Origin of the sequence: Streptomyces sp. NPDC005492 (assembly GCF_040605995.1) — a bacterium.
Classification (GTDB): domain Bacteria; phylum Actinomycetota; class Actinomycetes; order Streptomycetales; family Streptomycetaceae; genus Streptomyces.
Map to the genome: position 1 here is coordinate 254,854 of NZ_JBEXDX010000002.1, position 16,712 is coordinate 271,565.

The 16,712-nt window shown below is 69.2% G+C and carries 14 protein-coding genes; 7 read left to right on the forward strand and 7 right to left on the reverse strand.

Annotated elements, in window-relative coordinates:
- Positions 1-41 precede the first annotated feature (41 nt).
- On the forward strand, positions 42-707 hold the full coding sequence (locus ABZT04_RS03995) for a DUF4232 domain-containing protein (protein WP_356052642.1): 666 nt from the start codon (positions 42-44) through the stop codon (positions 705-707).
- Positions 708-717: 10 nt separating this feature from the next.
- Here the strand turns inward: ABZT04_RS03995 and ABZT04_RS04000 are convergent, their stop codons facing one another.
- Positions 718-1,596: a diacylglycerol kinase gene (locus ABZT04_RS04000; protein WP_356052644.1), complete on the reverse strand. Its 879-nt coding sequence runs from the start codon at positions 1,594-1,596 to the stop codon at positions 718-720.
- A gap of 187 nt (positions 1,597-1,783) precedes the next feature.
- On the opposite strand from ABZT04_RS04000, the gene ABZT04_RS04005 reads away from it, so the two are divergent.
- Together ABZT04_RS04005 and ABZT04_RS04010 are read left to right on the forward strand one after the other, a co-directional pair.
- Complete coding sequence (locus ABZT04_RS04005) at positions 1,784-3,067, forward strand: adenylosuccinate synthase (protein ID WP_356052646.1); 1,284 nt, start codon at positions 1,784-1,786, stop codon at positions 3,065-3,067.
- A gap of 162 nt (positions 3,068-3,229) precedes the next feature.
- Positions 3,230-5,056: a 5'-nucleotidase C-terminal domain-containing protein gene (locus ABZT04_RS04010; RefSeq protein WP_356052648.1), complete on the forward strand. Its 1,827-nt coding sequence runs from the start codon at positions 3,230-3,232 to the stop codon at positions 5,054-5,056.
- Here ABZT04_RS04010 and ABZT04_RS04015 read toward each other — a convergent pair.
- Positions 5,053-5,286, reverse strand: coding sequence for a DUF397 domain-containing protein (locus ABZT04_RS04015; protein ID WP_356052650.1), 234 nt, complete (start codon positions 5,284-5,286; stop codon positions 5,053-5,055). The two genes, ABZT04_RS04010 and ABZT04_RS04015, sit on opposite strands and share 4 nt — an antisense overlap.
- Positions 5,283-6,122, reverse strand: a complete 840-nt coding sequence (locus ABZT04_RS04020; RefSeq protein WP_356053057.1) for a helix-turn-helix transcriptional regulator — start codon at positions 6,120-6,122, stop codon at positions 5,283-5,285. Before ABZT04_RS04020 ends, ABZT04_RS04015 begins: the two co-directional genes overlap by 4 nt.
- Before the next feature lie 125 nt (positions 6,123-6,247).
- Between ABZT04_RS04020 and ABZT04_RS04025 the strand changes: the two genes are divergently transcribed.
- A complete protein-coding gene (locus tag ABZT04_RS04025) occupies positions 6,248-6,649 on the forward strand; it encodes a hypothetical protein (protein WP_356052652.1) in 402 nt (133 codons plus the stop codon).
- 73 nt (positions 6,650-6,722) lie between these two features.
- Positions 6,723-7,013: a hypothetical protein gene (locus ABZT04_RS04030; protein WP_356052654.1), complete on the forward strand. Its 291-nt coding sequence runs from the start codon at positions 6,723-6,725 to the stop codon at positions 7,011-7,013.
- Here ABZT04_RS04030 and ABZT04_RS04035 read toward each other — a convergent pair.
- From ABZT04_RS04035 to ABZT04_RS04050, 4 genes are all read right to left on the reverse strand, one after another.
- Positions 7,010-7,660, reverse strand: coding sequence for a hypothetical protein (locus tag ABZT04_RS04035; protein WP_356052656.1), 651 nt, complete (start codon positions 7,658-7,660; stop codon positions 7,010-7,012). The genes ABZT04_RS04030 and ABZT04_RS04035 overlap by 4 nt on opposite strands.
- A 65-nt stretch (positions 7,661-7,725) precedes the next feature.
- Positions 7,726-10,164: a dolichyl-phosphate beta-glucosyltransferase gene (locus tag ABZT04_RS04040; protein WP_356052657.1), complete on the reverse strand. Its 2,439-nt coding sequence runs from the start codon at positions 10,162-10,164 to the stop codon at positions 7,726-7,728.
- 26 nt (positions 10,165-10,190) lie between these two features.
- Positions 10,191-10,892, reverse strand: coding sequence for a GntR family transcriptional regulator (locus tag ABZT04_RS04045; protein WP_356053059.1), 702 nt, complete (start codon positions 10,890-10,892; stop codon positions 10,191-10,193).
- Positions 10,893-11,033: 141 nt separating this feature from the next.
- On the reverse strand, positions 11,034-12,389 hold the full coding sequence (locus tag ABZT04_RS04050) for an aspartate aminotransferase family protein (RefSeq protein ID WP_356052658.1): 1,356 nt from the start codon (positions 12,387-12,389) through the stop codon (positions 11,034-11,036).
- Positions 12,390-12,589: 200 nt separating this feature from the next.
- On the opposite strand from ABZT04_RS04050, the gene ABZT04_RS04055 reads away from it, so the two are divergent.
- Positions 12,590-15,070, forward strand: a complete 2,481-nt coding sequence (locus tag ABZT04_RS04055; protein ID WP_356052659.1) for a protein kinase — start codon at positions 12,590-12,592, stop codon at positions 15,068-15,070.
- 95 nt (positions 15,071-15,165) lie between these two features.
- On the forward strand, positions 15,166-16,698 hold the full coding sequence (locus ABZT04_RS04060; protein ID WP_356052661.1) for a substrate-binding domain-containing protein: 1,533 nt from the start codon (positions 15,166-15,168) through the stop codon (positions 16,696-16,698).
- Positions 16,699-16,712 lie beyond the last annotated feature (14 nt).

A 16,712-nucleotide genomic window follows, 5' to 3' on the forward strand; every position in this document is an offset into this window, starting at 1 on the left:
ATCGGAAACGCTCACTGCCGACCGATGTTGAGGAAATTACGATGCGCGTTCACAAGCTCACCTTCGCCGTCCTGGCCGTCACCGCCGGTCTCTCGCTCACCGCCTGCCAGAGCGGGAACGACGACGCGTCGGGCGTCCAGAGCGACCCGTCGTCCACCTCGACGTCCACGGTGGCGCCTGGTTCCGCCACATCGTCCACGACCGGCGGCTCGGGCTCGGGCGGCTCGACCGGGTCCGGTACGGCAGGGGGCTCCGGCACGGGTACCGGCTCGAACGCGAACGCCAAGGCCGGCAAGTGCCGTACCGCCGACCTGAAGATCACCGCGCAGGACAACACCATCGACGGAGACACCGACGGCACCGTCGTGGTCACGTTCACGAACGACAGCGGCAAGGACTGCAGGATCTCCGGGTACGCGGGCGTCGACCTCCAGACCAACGCGGGGACCGTGTCCGCGCAGCGCACCGGCCAGGCGGCGACCTCGGCCGTCCTCAAGAACGGCAAGTCGACGTACTTCCCCATCAGCTACCCGGTCAACAACACGGGCGGCTCCGGCGTCCGCATCACCGGACTCGTCGTCACCCCGCCGGACGAGACGAAGTCGGTCACCCTCGCCTGGCCGGGCGCCGCCTCCCTCCCCGTCTCGGACAGCGCCGGCACCCCGGTGAAGGTCGGCCCGGTCGGCAGCGCGGGCCAAGGCGGCTGAGCCAGACGACTCACCCCGGCAACGTAAGCCCCCAAGCCCCCTCCCGAACCACCCACGTCCGCGTCCGCACCGGACCGGCCACCACCGCGTCCGCCCGGTAGCGGAAATCCGTCCCGGACACGGTCACGGTTCGGCCGCTCGCGCACAGGGGTGACGCCTCGGCGCCGACCGAGACCGGTCGGACCTCCACCTCGGCCAGCCCCGACGCTCCCGGTGTCACCGAGATGCCCTCCACCGGCTGGTCCAGGTCCACCAGGGTCATTCCGTCGACCTCGACCCGTAGACGCGCGGGACCGGTCTGCCGGGGCAGTGTGGAGGAGAGGGATTCCCGGGAGGTGCGCGCGGGCACCAGGGTCCGTACCAGTGACTGGCACGTCCGCAGCCACAGATGCCCGCCACCGGAGGCCGCCGCCACCGCCTCCTCCGGCGGGGCCTCCCGCAGGAGCAGCGGGGGAATCCGCAGCGCCCCCAGCACCACCCCGTCGCTGTCGTCCACCAGCAGATCCATCCGCCGTACGACCCCGTCGAGCACCGCGCGTGCCGCCGCCACCGTGCCCGTGGGCACCCCCAGCGCCCCCGCCAGGGCCAGCGCACCCCCCACCGGCACCATCGCCAGGGCGCATCCGGCCAGCTCCCGCCGGCGGTGCAGGAGGGACACCGCGCGCAGCAGTGCCCGGTCGTCGCCCACCACCACGGGCCGGCGTGAACCCCGCCGGGACAGCACCCGGGCGAATTCCTCGGGCCCCTCCGGCATGCACACCTTCGTCGCCGCACCCGCGCTGAGCACGTCTTTCGCGATACGGACGGACTCTCCGTCGGTGCGCCGGGCGAGGGGATCGATGACGACCAGGAGCTGATCGGAAGTCGCGAAAGTCGCCACCTCGGCCATGCCTCGCTTCCTCGGGTAGCATCTTTGTGCAAGAGCCCCTTGCGCTATTGCGCCAGGGGCTTCGTCTATTCCGGGGCATCCGGTCCGACGGGTCGCGACCGACGAGGGTCGCAGGTGTACGAGGCACACGCTGTGCCGCGTACGCCCCTGACCTTGGACATGCCCCGCCCGGAAGGGGTGTACGCGCGTGCCCGCACTTGTGCTGCTCGGTGCTCAGTGGGGTGACGAAGGCAAGGGAAAGGCGACGGACCTGCTAGGTGGGTCCGTCGACTATGTGGTGCGCTACCAGGGCGGCAACAACGCCGGCCACACGGTAGTCGTGGGCGATCAGAAGTACGCCCTTCACCTGCTCCCTTCCGGGATCCTCACACCGGAGTGCACTCCGGTCATCGGCAACGGTGTCGTCGTCGACCCGTCGGTCCTGTTCTCCGAGCTGAACGGGCTGAACGAGCGCGGCGTCGACACGTCCAAGCTCCTGATCAGCGGTAATGCTCACATCATCACGCCCTACAACGTGACGGTGGACAAGGTGACGGAACGCTTCCTCGGGAAGCGGAAGATCGGCACCACCGGCCGCGGCATCGGCCCGACCTACGCGGACAAGATCAACCGCGTCGGCATCCGGGTCCAGGACCTCTACGACGAGTCGATCCTGACGCAGAAGGTCGAGGCGTCCCTCGACATCAAGAACCAGATGCTCACCAAGCTCTACAACCGCCGCGCGATCGCCATCGAGCAGGTCGTCGAGGAGCTGCTGTCCTACGCGGACCGCCTCAAGCCGTACGTCGCCGACACGGTCCTGATCCTCAACCAGGCCCTCGACGACGACAAGGTGGTCCTCTTCGAGGGCGGCCAGGGCACGCTCCTGGACATCGACCACGGCACGTATCCCTTCGTGACGTCGTCGAACCCGACCGCGGGCGGCGCCTGCACCGGCGCGGGCGTGGGCCCCACCAAGATCAGCCGGGTCATCGGCATCCTGAAGGCCTACACGACCCGAGTCGGCTCCGGCCCCTTCCCGACGGAGCTCTTCGACGAGGACGGCGAGGCCCTGCGCCGCATCGGCGGCGAGCGGGGTGTGACGACGGGCCGCGACCGGCGCTGCGGCTGGTTCGACGCGGTCATCGCCCGCTACGCGACCCGCGTCAACGGCCTGACCGACTTCTTCCTCACCAAGCTCGACGTCCTCACCGGCTGGGAGCAGATCCCGGTCTGCGTGGCCTACGAGATCGACGGCAAGCGCGTCGAGGAACTCCCGTACTCCCAGAGCGACTTCCACCACGCGAAGCCGATCTACGAGACCCTGCCCGGCTGGAGCGAGGACATCACGAAGGCCAAGACCTTCGCCGACCTCCCGAAGAACGCGCAGGCGTACGTCAAGGCACTGGAGGAGATGTCCGGGGCGCCGATCTCCGCGATCGGGGTCGGCCCGGGCCGCACGGAGACGATTGAGGTCAACTCGTTCATTTAGGGCGCCGGTTGGTGGCCGCACTTGGGCCGGTCTTGGGAATCCTTGACCGGCCCTTGGGCTTTCCGTGGTTACGCCGGTAACGGGAGCGGGTCAGCATCTACGCGGGTAGCCCGCCGCGTCCCGCATGCCACATCGCCCTCTGTGCCCTTTCAGGAGCCCCGAATGCCCGTCAATCCCATGAACCGCCGTGAGTTCGTGCAGAAGTCCGCCGTCACCGGAGCGGCCGTGGCCGTCGCGGGAACCGTCGGTGCGGGCAGCGCGCAGGCCGCCGAGCAGGGCCACGGCAAGCCGCCGAAGGCGCCCAAGACGTGGAGCTTCTCCATCCTCGGCACCACCGACCTGCACAGCCACGTCTTCAACTGGGACTACTACACCAACGCGGCCCCGGTGGACTCGAAGGGCAACACCTACGGCATCGCCCGGATCGCCACCCTGGTGAAGAACATCCGCAAGGAGAAGGGCGCGGGCCGGGTCCTCCTCGTCGACGCCGGTGACATCATCCAGGGCACCTCCCTCGCCTCGTACTACGCCAGCGTCGACCCGATCACGGGCAAGGACGGCAAGCGCGGCCCCAAGCACCCCATGGCGATCGCCATGAACGAGATGCGCTACGACGCCGCCGCGCTCGGCAACCACGAGTTCAACTACGGCATCGAGGTCGTCCGCACCTTCGAGAAGCAGTGCAAGTTCCCGCTGCTGGGCGCCAACGCGCTGGACGCGAAGACGCTGAAGCCGGCCTTCGAGCCGTACACCGTCAAGCACATCAAGGTGCCCGGCGCCCCGGACATCAAGGTCGGCATCCTCGGCCTCACCAACCCCGGGATCGCCCTCTGGGACAAGGACAACGTCAACGGCAAGATGACCTTCACGGGTCTGGTCGAGCAGGCGAAGAAGTACGTCCCGCGACTCCGCGCCCTCGGCTGTGACGTCGTCTTCCTCACCGACCACTCCGGCCTGGACGGCTCGACCTCCTGGGGCGACTCGCTCCCGTACGTGGAGAACGCCTCGAACCTCGTCGCCCAGCAGGTCCCCGGCATCGACGCCATCCTCGTCGGCCACACCCACGTCGACGTCCCGACGTACACGGTGAAGAACGAGACGACCGGCGAGGACGTCCTCCTCTCCGAGCCGTACTGCTACGGCTACCGCCTCTCCGTCTTCGACTTCGAGCTGGAACTGGAGCGCGGCTGCTGGAAGATCACCAGCAAGACGGCCACGACCCTCAACAGCAACACGGTCCAGGAGGACCCGCGGATCACCGAACTCCTCACCGCCGACCACAACTTGGTGGTCAAGTACGTCAACACCGCGATCGGCACCTGCACGACCGCGATGTCGACGGCGGAGGCGTGCTGGAAGGACGTCCCCGCCATCGACTTCATCCAGCAGGTGCAGATGGACGCGGTCAAGGCGGGGCTGTCGGCGGCCGACGCCGCGCTCCCGCTGATCTCGGTCGCCGCGTGCTTCAGCCGTACGGCCACCATCCCGGCCGGCGACGTGACGATCCGCGATGTCGCGGGCCTCTACGTCTACGAGAACACCCTCTACGGCAAGAAGCTCACCGGCGCCCAGCTCAAGGACTACCTGGAGTTCGCGGCGAAGTACTACCACCAGGTCCCGGTGGGCACGGCGGTCGACACCGCCACCCTCACCAACGCCAACAGCTTCTGGGACTACATGTACGACATGGCGGCCGGCGTCGACTACGAGATCGACATCGCCGCCGCCGAGGGCTCCCGCATCAAGAACCTGAGCTACAACGGCACGGCGGTCGCCGACGACCAGGTCTTCGTCGTCGCCGTCAACAACTACCGCGCCAACGGCGGTTCGGGCTACCCGCACATCGCCGCAGCGGAGATCGCCTACGCCTCGACCAACCAGGTCCGCGACCTGATGGTCGCCTACGCCACGGCCAAGGGCAGCATCGACCCGTCGACCTTCTCAGCGACCAACTGGAAGCTGACGCAGGGCGGGACGCCGGTCTTCTAGAACCTCCGGAGAAACGCGGCCCAGGCCTCGCCGGAAACGGTGAGGGTTGGGCCGTCCGTCATCTTGGAGTCACGGATGTGGAGGGCGGTGGGGCAAGCGGCGACTTCGAGACACTGTCCGCCGCTGTCGTTGCTGTACGACGACTTGCGCCAGTCGTAGGCGACTTCGAGGCAATCGCCGCCGCTGTCGTTGCTGTAGCTCGACTTGAACCACCGCAAGGTGCTGGTCATGTCCGCTCTTCTCCCGCCAACTTCTGGATGAGGCTCAGAGAGTCGTCCGGACTCAGAGCCTGTGTGCGGATCTTCGCATAGCGGTGCGAGAGTTGGGCGACCTTGGTGGGATCGCTGACCAATACACTCTCGTCCTCCATCTCCAGATAGACCACGTGGTGGTGTTCCTTCGTCTCAACAAGTTTCATGTCGCCGCGAGCGCCCGCGTGACCGCCACGCAGTGCGCGTTCCAGTGGCACCACCTGGACGCTTACATTGTCCCGCTCCGCGTCCTCCGCGAGTGAGCGCAACTGCTCACGGTGGATGTCCCAACTCCCGAACGGCCGCCTCAGCACAGCCTCGTCGAGGATCAGCTCGATCATGGCGGTGGGGTCGCGATCGAAAAGTTTCCTGCGGGCCCGTCGCGCCTCGACCAGTTCCTGCACCTTGGTGTCGGCGAGCTTCGGATAGCCGCCGCCGATCAGGGCGCGGGCGTACTCCTCGGTCTGGAACAGACCGTCGACGACGTATGTCTGGTACGAAGACAAGGTCACGGCCTCCGCCTCCATCAGCGAGAAGTCTTTGAACTGTGGCGGGTACTTGTCCAGCAGCACGTACTTGCGCGCCTTCTGGAAGATGCCGAGCCCGGCTCCGATCTTCTCCTCCAGCTTGACGAGCATGTCGTCGCTCGCGGGCTGCGCGCAGGTCTCCATCGCGCTGATCGCGGACCCGGTGTAACCGGTAATCTTGCCCAACTCGACCTGCGTGAGGCCCTGTTGCTCACGCAGCGCCTTTGCCAGGGCGGCCACGAGATGTGCCGTGCCGCTCGCCCCCGCCTTGTTCTCGGCCCGCGCCATCGCGGTCACCCCCGGACTCAACCGAACTCAACCAGACACCAGCACTCCGCGCCCGTACCCGACTGTCGTGGACGGTCGACACAGAGTTATGGAAGAAGGTAACCGGACCAGCCGACACTGTTCGCATGAATACGGAAAGTGATGAGGTAAACCTCGACTGGGTTCCGGCCCGGGGCATCCAACTCCGCAAGGCGGGCGTCCAGTTCGAGGCGGTTCGGGTCGACGGTGAGAAGGGGCGTGCGCTCGCGGACCGGCTCGCGGCGATGACGGGTGGTGACCCGGGGCCGGTGGTCGAGGAGGCGAGTGGGAGCAGGGCGGTCTACTTCCTCGTGCCCGTCGGGAGCACCGGACACCGCGCGTGGCCCGACGGGGTCACCCGCCTGACGGCCGGCCCGAACCGCGTCTCGTTCATCCCGGTGCCTGCGCTCGACGGCACGACCTGGCCGCTGAGTTGGCGCTACCCGCCCACCGGGTCCGACCGCCTGGTCCACGCTCTGCTCCTGCATGCCGCGCTGGCGGACGACTGAGCCGTACACCAGCACGACGTAATGCGCATATCGGGCATATCCTGAACATGCCCTAAACGAGAAGGTGAGTGCAATGCGCATGTTGTTGAAGGCGTGCATGGACACCGAGAAGGGGAACGAAGCGATCCGTAATGGGACCCTCGGGAAGTTGATGGAGGAGTCCATGGCGCAGATCAAGCCCGAGGCGGCCTACTTCACCGCGGACGGTGGCAAGCGCACCGCGTTCCTGGTCTTCGACCTGAAGGACCCCTCCGACATCCCGTCGATCAGTGAGCCGTTCTTCCTCAACCTGGGTGCCGAGATCACCTACACCCCGGTGATGAACGCGGAGGAAGTAGGCACGGGACTCTCCAAGCTCCGCTAGCTGAACACGATCATCGAGCCCTGGGCCAGGCTCCGGGTCGCCGCCGCGTGCAGGCCGAGCCACACGTGCCGCTCGCGCGCGAACGGGCTGGGGTCGTACGGCGGGGGGACGGCCGGTTCCTCCAACTCCGTCGGAGCGGAGGGAGGTTGGGGAGGCGTCGGAGGGTTCGCCGGGTCGATGCCGATCGTCGACGCCACGAACTCCAGCTCGCGCAGCAGGGTCTGGGACGAGCCCAACGGGCCGCCGCCGGCGAGGAGTTCGTCGTTGGCCAGCGGGTGCGGGAAGTCGACCGGGACGTAGGCGCCCGCGTGGTCGTAGTGCCAGACCAGGTGGGACTGCTGGGCTGTGGTCTCGAACATCTCCAGGAGCTGCTCGTAGTCACCGCCCAGTTCGTCCACCGGTGTCACCGGGAGGCCGCAGACCTGGAGCAGATACGCCCGGCGCAGGAAGTGCAGCGCGTCGTAGTCGAAGCCCGCCACCGGGGCGACCTCGCCGGACAGTCCCGGCATGTACTGGTACACCGGCACCGGCGGTAGCCCCGCCTCGGCCAGCAACGAGTTGTAGAGCGCGAGTTCGTCGGCGAAGGGATTGTCGGGGGTGTGGCACAACACGTCGACGAGCGGGACCAGCCACAGGTCACAGGCCAAAAGAGGCTCCTCGGTCACTCGGTCACAGAAAAGAGTAGGGGGAAGCGTAGTCGGTGCGGCCCGGGTCAGCTTCCCTCGTGCAGGTCCCATACCCACACGCCGTCCACCCACTTACCGGGTTTGCCGACCAGCTTTTCCACAGCGGTGCGGAGCTTGTCGTCGTTGGGCTGTGGCGCGACCACGAGGGCGCCCGCGTGCCAGTACGCGAAGTCCACCTTGGCCTGCGCCCGCCAGTTCTTGCCGATGGTGGGGATGACACCGGTGTAGCGCACGTCCCGCAGCATGTTGGAGGTGTAGCGGGGCGAGGCGCCGTAGATGCCGACGCGGTCCTCGCCGTAGGGGCCGTTGAAGTAGCCGCCCGGCATCTTGAAGCCGAGGCCGGCGGCCGTCTGCCAGTGAAGGGGCTCCGCGGCGCCCGGGTCGGCAAGGGGGAGCGGGACGAGGGATTCGCCTGCGCGGACGTACGACTTGTAGGTGCCGTCCGTGAAGAAGGCGGGTACGGCGGCGCGGTCCACGGCCTTCAGCGGGGCCGGGATGATCGGGATGAGGGCCATGCACACGGCGAGCAGACCGACGTACTGCGTGCCGATCTGCCGGGTCGCCGCCAGGCGCTCGACCGCGATCGCCAGCATCATGCCCAGCGCGGGGGCGCAGATCATCGCCACCCGGCCCTCGATCACCGACTCGAAGAGCGGCTTGTGCGCGAGCAGTGCCCAGGGGCCCGGGTAGACCGTGTTCGTGAGCGGGATACGGATCTTGGGGCCCATGGAGAGGATCGCCGCCGCGACCGCCGTGAACGCGAGCGCCTTGACGAGGGCGTGCTCCCACAGCCGTACGACGATGGCGAAGGCGAGGGCGACCAGCGGCCAGCCGTAGAACGCGTTCTGCTCGGTGGGGTTGAGGGAGAGGGAGCCCGCCCGGACCTCGTTGCCCGCGATCAGCGAGCGTTCGGCGAAGGAGAGCAGGGCCAGGGGGCTGTTGCCCGCGTTGTCGCCGTGCAGGACGCTCTTGTAGCTCTGCGGGCCCGCGAACTGGTACCAGAGCGGGATCAGGATGATCGGCGCGCAGACCGCCGCCGCGATGCCCAGGCCCTTGAGGAGCGGGCGCCAGGCCGTCTTCACGACATCCCTGTGCAGGACCCCGTACGAGACCGCGAACAGGACCATGCCGATCGACGCCAGGAGCAGCGGCTCCTCGCCGAGGAAGATCTGGTAGGCCGTCATCAGGCCCAGCACGATCCCGTCCCGGACGACCCGGGTGCCCGCGCACAGGCGCAGGGCGCGGTCGATGATCAGCGGGACCATGAAGAGGATGACGAAGTTCGGGTGCGCGTTGGCGTGGCTGACCATCGGCGGGGCGAAGGCCGCGAGGGAGGCGCCGACGAAGGCCGCGGCCCGCTGCCGTACGACCCGTTTCACGATCAGCCAGTACCAGGCGGCGGCCGTGGCCGCGAGGCCCAGCGCCATGCAGACGCTGAGGGAGACGGCGGGTCCGGCCAGCAGGGTGAGCGGCGCGAAGGGGACCGACAGGCCCAGCATGACCGTGTTGGCCATGAGGTTCACGCCGTCGGGGAAGCCCTGGAGGTTCGAGAAGAACGGGTTGTGGAGGTGGGCCACGTTGTCGGCCGTGACCGCGAAGAACCACTCCCACTGGTTCTGGTCCTGGAGCGAGTCGACCAGGTAGCGGTGGGACGGATCGAAGAAGCGGCCCGAGTAGAGGCCGATCGACATCAGCAGGAAGAGGACGGTGACCAGGATGTCGACCGGGCGCAGGGAGCGGGCGCGGAGGCGGGCGAGTTCGGTGAGGACCCGGGCGTAGTCCAGGGGCCGTACCTTCGAGCCGGACTGGTGGGCCCAGCGCACCGGCACCTCGGCGACCTCCCAGTCCGCGCGGCGGAAGTGCTGGAGGACCTCCACGTCGATGCCCCAGCCGTTGATGCTGGAGGCGGCGAAGGCCTCGCGGGCGCGGTCGCCCTCGAAGAGCTTGAAGCCGCACTGGGTGTCGCGTATGCCGGGCACCGCGGCCTTGCGTATGAGGAAGTTGCCCGCGCGGCCCAGGAGTTCACGGACCGGATGCTGGTGGCTCTCTATGGTCGCGCCCGGCGCCGCCCGCGAGCCGATCGCCGCCGCGTGCCCCTCGCCCAGCTCCTTGTCGAGTTTCTCCAACTCCTCGATGGGCGCGGCCAGATCGGCGTCGGTGACCAGGACCCGGCGTCCACGCGAGGCCGCGACCCCGAGGCGCAGGGCATGGCCCTTGCCGCGGTTGCGGGGGCTGGTGACCAGCCGCACCCGGGCATCGGTGCGGGAGGTGACGACCTCCCGGGTCCCGTCGTCGGAGCCGTCGTCGGCGACGACGATCTCCCAGGCGCCGAAGCGGCTCTCGTTGTCGCTCAGGTAGGTGGTGATCGCGTCGAGGGTCGGGCCGAGCCTTCGCTCCTCGTTGTAGGCGGGCACGACGACGCTCAGGTCCACGAGGTCTATGGGGTTCGGGGCACTGACATCCACGGCCGGAGCGGCCCTTTCCGGTCCGGTCACCGGGCGGCCAGCCGCTCGATGAGGTCGAGGGAGTGCTTGTTGTACGCGAGGACGATCGAGCGCGCGGCCGGAGTGTCGCGGCGCGCCAAGGCGTCGACCAGTTCGGTGTGTTGGGACCACAGCCGGCCGCGCAGATCGGTCAGCCGGCGCAGATGCTGCACCGTGCACACCCAGGACTGGACGCGCAGCCGGTGCAGGAAGTCGCCGAGGTAGGGATTGCCGAACATGGCGCTCAACTCGCGCCAGTAGCGCAGGTCGTAGCCGATCAGCACGGTGAGGTCACCGGCGTCGGCGGCGCGTCGCGCCTCCTCGCCGCGGCGGCGGACACCGGCGAGCGCGGCGATCGTGCGCGGGTCCTCGGTCCGGTCGAAGACGCGGTGGCCGCCGGCCAGGGCCAGGAACATGCCCTCGGTGACCAGCGAGCGGGCCTCGATCATGCCCCGGTGGTCGGCCACCGAGTACTCGTGGACGCGGAAACCGCGATGCTGGTCGGCCTCCAGGAGGCCCTGCGCGGAGAGATCGACGAGGGCTTCCCGGACCGGGGTCGCGGAGACGCCGTACTGCTCGGCGATCTCCTTCACCGTGAATTCCTGACCGGGCTGGAGCCGGCCGGCCAGGACCTCGTCGCGAAGCGCGTCGGCGATCTGCTGCCGCAGGGTGCTGCGGGTCACGGCGCCGTTGCCGCTGCTTCCGGGCATCGTCGGAGCGTCTCCCTCGTCGCGTTCGATGGCGTACTCGTATATGTCTACGAGCACGCCACCTTACGCGTTCGGGTTCCCGCTCTGCCCGGTTGCGGGCACCCGCCGAGCGGACCCTCTCCCTCCGTCTTTATGTCACCTTTATTCCGTGTACTCGTCGGCGACGGAGAGCGCCGTGTCGAGGGCGGCGAGACCCTCCTTCAGCTCGGCCTCGGACACGTTGAGCGGCGGCACGACATGGGTGCGGTTCATGTTGATGAACGGCCACAGCCCCTGCCGCTTTGCGGCGGCCCCGAACGCGGCCATCGCCGCGTTGTCCGCTCCGGCCGCGTTGTACGGCACCAGCGGCTCGCGCGTCTCCCGGTTCCGCACAAGGTCGAGCGCCCAGAACATGCCGACCCCGCGCACCTCGCCGACGCTCGGGTGCCGCTCGGCCAGCGCGCGCAGGGCGGGCTCGACGACGGTGGTACCGAGGTGCTTCGCGTTCTCCACGACCCCCTCCTCGGCCATCACGTTGATCGTCGCGACGACCGCGGCACAGGCCAGCGGGTGCCCGGAGTACGTCAGCCCGCCCGGGTAGGGCCGCTTGCCGAAGGTGTCCGCGATCGCACCGGAGACGGCGACCCCGCCGAGCGGCACGTATCCGCTGTTCACGCCCTTCGCGAAGGTCATCAGGTCCGGTACGACGTCGAACAGGTCGGCCGCGAACCACTCACCGGTCCGCCCGAACCCGGCCATCACCTCGTCGAGGACGAAGACGATCCCGTACCTGTCGCAGATCTCACGGACCCCGGCGAGATAGCCGGGCGGCGGCACCATGATCCCGGCGGTCCCGGGGATGGTCTCCAGGACGATCGCGGCGACGGTGGCCGCCCCCTCGAAGGCGATCGTCGTCTCCAGGTGTTCGAGCGCCCGCGCACACTCCTGCTCCTTGGTCTCCGCGTAGAAACGGGAGCGGTAGAGGAACGGCGCCCAGAAGTGCACGACACCGGCGGACGCGCTGTCGGAGGCCCAGCGCCGGGGATCACCGGTGAGGTTGATCGCCTGCTGCGTACCCCCGTGGTACGACCGATAGGCCGACAGCACCTTGGGCCGCCCGGTGTGCAGCCGAGCCATGCGCACCGCGTGCTCGACGGCGTCGGCGCCACCATTGGTGAAGAAGATCTTGTCCAGATCCCCCGGCGTCCGCTCGGCGATCAGCCGCGCCGCCTCCGACCGGGCCTCGATCGCGAACGCGGGCGCGAAGGTCGTCATCGTCGCGGCCTGCTCCTGGATCGCGGCGACGACCTTCGGGTGCTGGTAGCCGATGTTCGTGTAGACGAGCCCGCTGGTGAAGTCCAGGTAGCGCCCGCCGTCGTAGTCCCAGAAGTACGACCCCTCCGCGCCGGCCACGGCGAGCGGGTCGATGAGCTCCTGCGCTGACCAGGAGTGGAACACATGCGCACGGTCCGCGGCCTTCACGGCGGCGCCGGCCTGGGGGTTGGGCTGAGGGGTCATGGGGGTGAGCGTAAAAGTCCGCGATACGGAAACGATATCGGCGACTTGTCTGTGGTCGGGGGCTTTCCGCGACAGGTTGTCGGGGGTGGCTCCCCCTCGTTACGGAACCGTAGACACCGCTCGGGCCATCGTGTCGTAGCCCCGCACTATTCTCGGTTCGCAGGCGGGGGCCGGGGACATCGGGGGAGGCGGGGGCGGTCGTGGAGAAACTGGGGGCGGGCGATCCGCAGCGGATCGGGGCGTACCGGCTGCTGGCGCGGCTCGGGGCCGGGGGCATGGGGCATGTGTATCTGGCCCGGTCGGACCGGGGGCGCACGGTCGCCGTGAAGCTGGTGCGGGAGGACCTGGCCGCGCGGGAGGAGTTCCGGGCGCGGTTCCGGCAGGAGGTGCGGGCCGCGCGCCGGGTCGGGGGGTACTGGACGGCGCCGGTGCTGGACGCGGACACCGAGGCGGAGGTGCCGTGGGTGGCCACCGGGTATGTCGCGGGCCCGAGCCTCCAACAGGTCGTGGGCCATGACCACGGGGCACTTCCCGAGCGCTCGGTACGCATCCTCGCGGCCGGCCTCGCGCACGCGCTGCGGGACATCCATGCCGCCGGGATCGTCCACCGCGACCTCAAGCCGTCCAACGTGCTGGTGACCATCGACGGCCCCCGGGTCATCGACTTCGGCATAGCGCGGGCCCTGGAGACCGTGGCCGGGGACGGGCTCACCCGCACCGGTTCACTGGTCGGCTCGCCCGGTTTCATGGCGCCGGAACAGGTGCGGGGCGACCGCGTCACCCCGGCGAGCGACGTCTTCTGCCTCGGTTCCGTCCTCGCCTACGCCGCGACCGGCACGCTTCCCTTCGGGGCGGCCAACAGTGGTGTGCACGCCCTGATGTTCCGCATCGCCCAGGAGGAACCCGACCTCTCCGCCGTCCCCGAGGGCATCACCGACCTGATCCGAGCGTGCCTCCGCAAGGACCCCGCCGCCCGCCCAACGCTCCACAACATCCTCGACCGCACGGGCGCGGAGGACACACTCTCCGACGGCCGCGCCCGCGATCCCTGGCTCCCGGGCGCGCTGGTGGCTCAACTGGGGCGGCATGCGGTGCGGTTGCTTGATACGGAGGATCCGGAAACGGTGGGGATGGAGCGGGGTGCGCTGGGGGCTGTGGGGGCGGGGAGCGGTGGTTTGGGGAGTGGTGGGGCGGGAGGCGTTGCCTCTGGCGGTGGTTCGGGTGAGGGCGGTTCTGGGAGTGCCGGTTCGGAGAGCGGTGGTTCGGGGAGCGGCGGTTTGCACAAGGGCGGTTCGGGGAGCGGTGGTTCGGGAGGCGCTGGCTTCGGGGGCGCCGGGACGGAGAGTGGCGGTTCCGGGAGCGGTGGTTCGGACGGGGGCGGTTCGAAGAGCGGTGGTTCGGACAAGAGCGGTTCGGGGAGCGGCGGTTCGGACAAGAGCGGTTCGGTGAGCGGCGGTTCGGAGAAGGTCGCTCTGGAGAAGGGTGTTCCGGAGGCGGGGGACTCGGAGGCGCAGGGCGCGGAGACGACCGCAGGGGCGGCGGACCCGGAGACGGTTGGTCCGGAGGCGGCTTCGGGTGGTGCTCTAGTTCCGGGTCCGGGTCCGGGTGCGGGTGCCAAGGAGACGAGTGCCTCCGCCGCCGTCGCCGTAGAAACGCCTGCGGAAACGCCTGTCGTAGAAATGCCTGCCGTTGTGGAGCGGCACCCCGCCCCCGCCTCCGAAGCCTCCCCCGAGCACGCCCCCGCCTCCGACGACTCCTCTCCCGCACCGCCCGCCGGTGCGCAGGCCGATCGCGTCCCGACGATGGTCGAGGGCCGGCCCGGAACCACCAACACCCCACCCCCGCCCACCCCGCACCCGGCCTACGGCTACCCCCAGCAACACCCCCAGCCCGCCGCCGACCACGGCTACCCACCCCAGCCCGCGCAGCCGACCGCCGACTACGGCCCCCCGCCACAACCCGCTCAGCTCGCCCCCGACTACGGCAACCCGCCCCAACCCGCCCGCCAACTCGTCGGCTGGGGCGGGCAGGTGCCGTACAACCCCTACCCGCACAATCCCGGCCTCGGCTCCACCCCGCCCTACGGCCCGGGGCCCTACACGGAGCCGGGCCAGGAGGCGCGTAGGAACGGGCGGTCGACCATGCTGCTGGTCGTGGTCGCGCTGGTGGTCGCGCTGGGGGCGGGGGGTTCGGTGTACGCGCTGATGAAGGGCGGGGGTGACAGTGGAAGGACGACGACCGGTTCGGGCGGCGGGGCCACCAGTGCCGCGCCCACGACCCCGGGTCCGACCACCGCGGAGCCGTCGCCGACCGACTCACCGTCGCCGACCGGCGAGGGCGCCGTACCGAGCGGATATCTCGGCACCTGGAACACGTCCATCGACAACTCCACGGGACACAACACCCGTCAACTCACCATCCGTCAGGGCAAGGTGGGGGACCCGGTGCTCACCCTGATCGCGGACGGGCCCGGCTACCACTGCGAGTTCAGCGCCGACCTCGCCCAACAGCCCGGCGGCGAGAGCCCGTTGGCCATCGGCCCGTCCACCGTCACCTCCGGCAAGCCGCTGTCGACCTGCAACCCGGGCGCGGCCACCGAGATCACCCTGCTGTCGGGCAGCACCCTGGAGCGGGTGAACACCAGCAGCGGGGAGAAACTGACGTACACGAAGTCGGGCTGAACTCCCTTCACATCAGGGTCGGTTGAACGTCACCTGGACTTCGGGCGAGGGCCTTACCGTGACCCCACGATCCGGCTGGGGAGCGGGGGCCCACAGTGGAGTGGCTGAGCGCGGAGAACGTCGTCGCCGTGGGTACCGCGCTGCTCGGTATCGTCGCGTCCGGCGTGATGGTCTGGTACGAACGCCGAGTGCCGCGCCGCAAGCGGATCGGCTACCGCGTGCAGATGGACAACCCCATCGGCGACGACGTGCGTTCGGGCCGCGCCAACAGACGCCTCGGCCTCTTCGACGAGGCGCCCGGCATGAGCGACGCCACCCTCGTGCTGCTGCGCATCGAGAACGACGGTTCGCAGAGCATCGCCGACAACGACTACACCGGCCGTGAACTCCACGGCCTCACCGCGGTGTTCACCGACCGCACGATCCGCGGCGTCTCCGTCACCCAGCCGGTCGGCACCGACCATCTCATGGACCACTTCACGCCGTCGGCCGGCCTCGGCTACGAGGGCAACACCCTGCGCATCCCACGCGTCCCGCTCAACCGCGGCGACCACTTCAAGCTGCTGGTGCTGCTGTCCGGCGGTGACGTCGGCTGCGGCATACGGCTCATCGGCGGCATCCGCGACGGCGAGGTGCACCCCAACCGCAGCGCGACCCCGGACGAGACGCTGCCCCTGTTCAGCCGCGCCTCCCGGCTGATCACCATCATGCTCACGGTGTGCGTGGTGACCCTGGCGACGATCGTCGTGGCCCGCGACGACAATCCGCCCCCGATCGGCTGCGCGCAGGGCACCCTCACCGTCACCGGTTCGACCGCGTTCGCGCCGGTCGTGGAGGAGGTCGCGAAGAAGTACGAGCGGGACTGCGCGGGCGCGACAGTCGTCGTCGACCCGCACGGATCGACAGCGGGCGTACGGGAGTTGGAGGCCACCGGGCTCGCGACGAAGAAGGGCTCACCGGCCGTCGTGGCCCTGTCGGACGGCCCGAAGCCGAGCGACATGCCCCAACTGCGCGAGAACCGGGTCGCGGTGTCGGTCTTCGCGATCGTCGTCAACGACGACATCCATCTGAAGAACCTGTCCATCGCGGACGTACGGCGCCTGTACCGGGGCGAGATCAAGAACTGGCGGGAGCTGGGCGGCCCGAACGTGGCCGTGCACCTGGTCAGCAGGGACGCCAACTCCGGTACACGGCAGGTGTTCCAGCGCCGGGTGCTGAAACGCGGCGAGATCGCCAACTCCTCCGTCGACTGCGTACACAAGGACGATCCGACGGCACCCGTCATCCGCTGCGAACTCGACTCCACGGACCAGGTGTTGACCCAGGTCGCCCAACTTCCCGGCGCGATCGGCTACAGCGAACTCAACCTCGCCTCCGGCGCCAAGGGCCTGCATGTGCTCACGCTCGACGGCCACACCGCGTCCGTGGACGCCATCGAACACGGCACGAGCGCCTACCCGTACCGCGAGATCGAGTACGCCTACACGTACGGTCAGCCCCCGGCCGACTCCCTCGCGTCGAGCTTCCTGACCTATCTGTCACGGGGCAACGGCCAGGACGTGATCCGCACCCACGGCCACATCCCGTGCTGGACACCGGAGGGGCTGCGGCTGTGCGCGGTCGATTGACAGCCGCTCGAGTC

What these genes read in the sequence shown, in the direction of transcription:
- ABZT04_RS04050 (WP_356052658.1), bottom strand. Translation starts at nt 12,389, where the DNA reads ATGACCCCTCAGCCCAACCCCCAGGCCGGCGCCGCCGTGAAGGCCGCG.
- ABZT04_RS03995 (WP_356052642.1), top strand. Translation starts at nt 42, where the DNA reads ATGCGCGTTCACAAGCTCACCTTCGCCGTCCTGGCCGTCACCGCCGGT.
- ABZT04_RS04025 (WP_356052652.1), top strand. Translation starts at nt 6,248, where the DNA reads ATGAATACGGAAAGTGATGAGGTAAACCTCGACTGGGTTCCGGCCCGG.
- ABZT04_RS04010 (WP_356052648.1), top strand. Translation starts at nt 3,230, where the DNA reads ATGCCCGTCAATCCCATGAACCGCCGTGAGTTCGTGCAGAAGTCCGCC.
- ABZT04_RS04045 (WP_356053059.1), bottom strand. Translation starts at nt 10,892, where the DNA reads ATGCCCGGAAGCAGCGGCAACGGCGCCGTGACCCGCAGCACCCTGCGG.
- ABZT04_RS04015 (WP_356052650.1), bottom strand. Translation starts at nt 5,286, where the DNA reads ATGACCAGCACCTTGCGGTGGTTCAAGTCGAGCTACAGCAACGACAGC.
- ABZT04_RS04030 (WP_356052654.1), top strand. Translation starts at nt 6,723, where the DNA reads ATGCGCATGTTGTTGAAGGCGTGCATGGACACCGAGAAGGGGAACGAA.
- ABZT04_RS04020 (WP_356053057.1), bottom strand. Translation starts at nt 6,122, where the DNA reads ATGGCGCGGGCCGAGAACAAGGCGGGGGCGAGCGGCACGGCACATCTC.
- ABZT04_RS04000 (WP_356052644.1), bottom strand. Translation starts at nt 1,596, where the DNA reads ATGGCCGAGGTGGCGACTTTCGCGACTTCCGATCAGCTCCTGGTCGTC.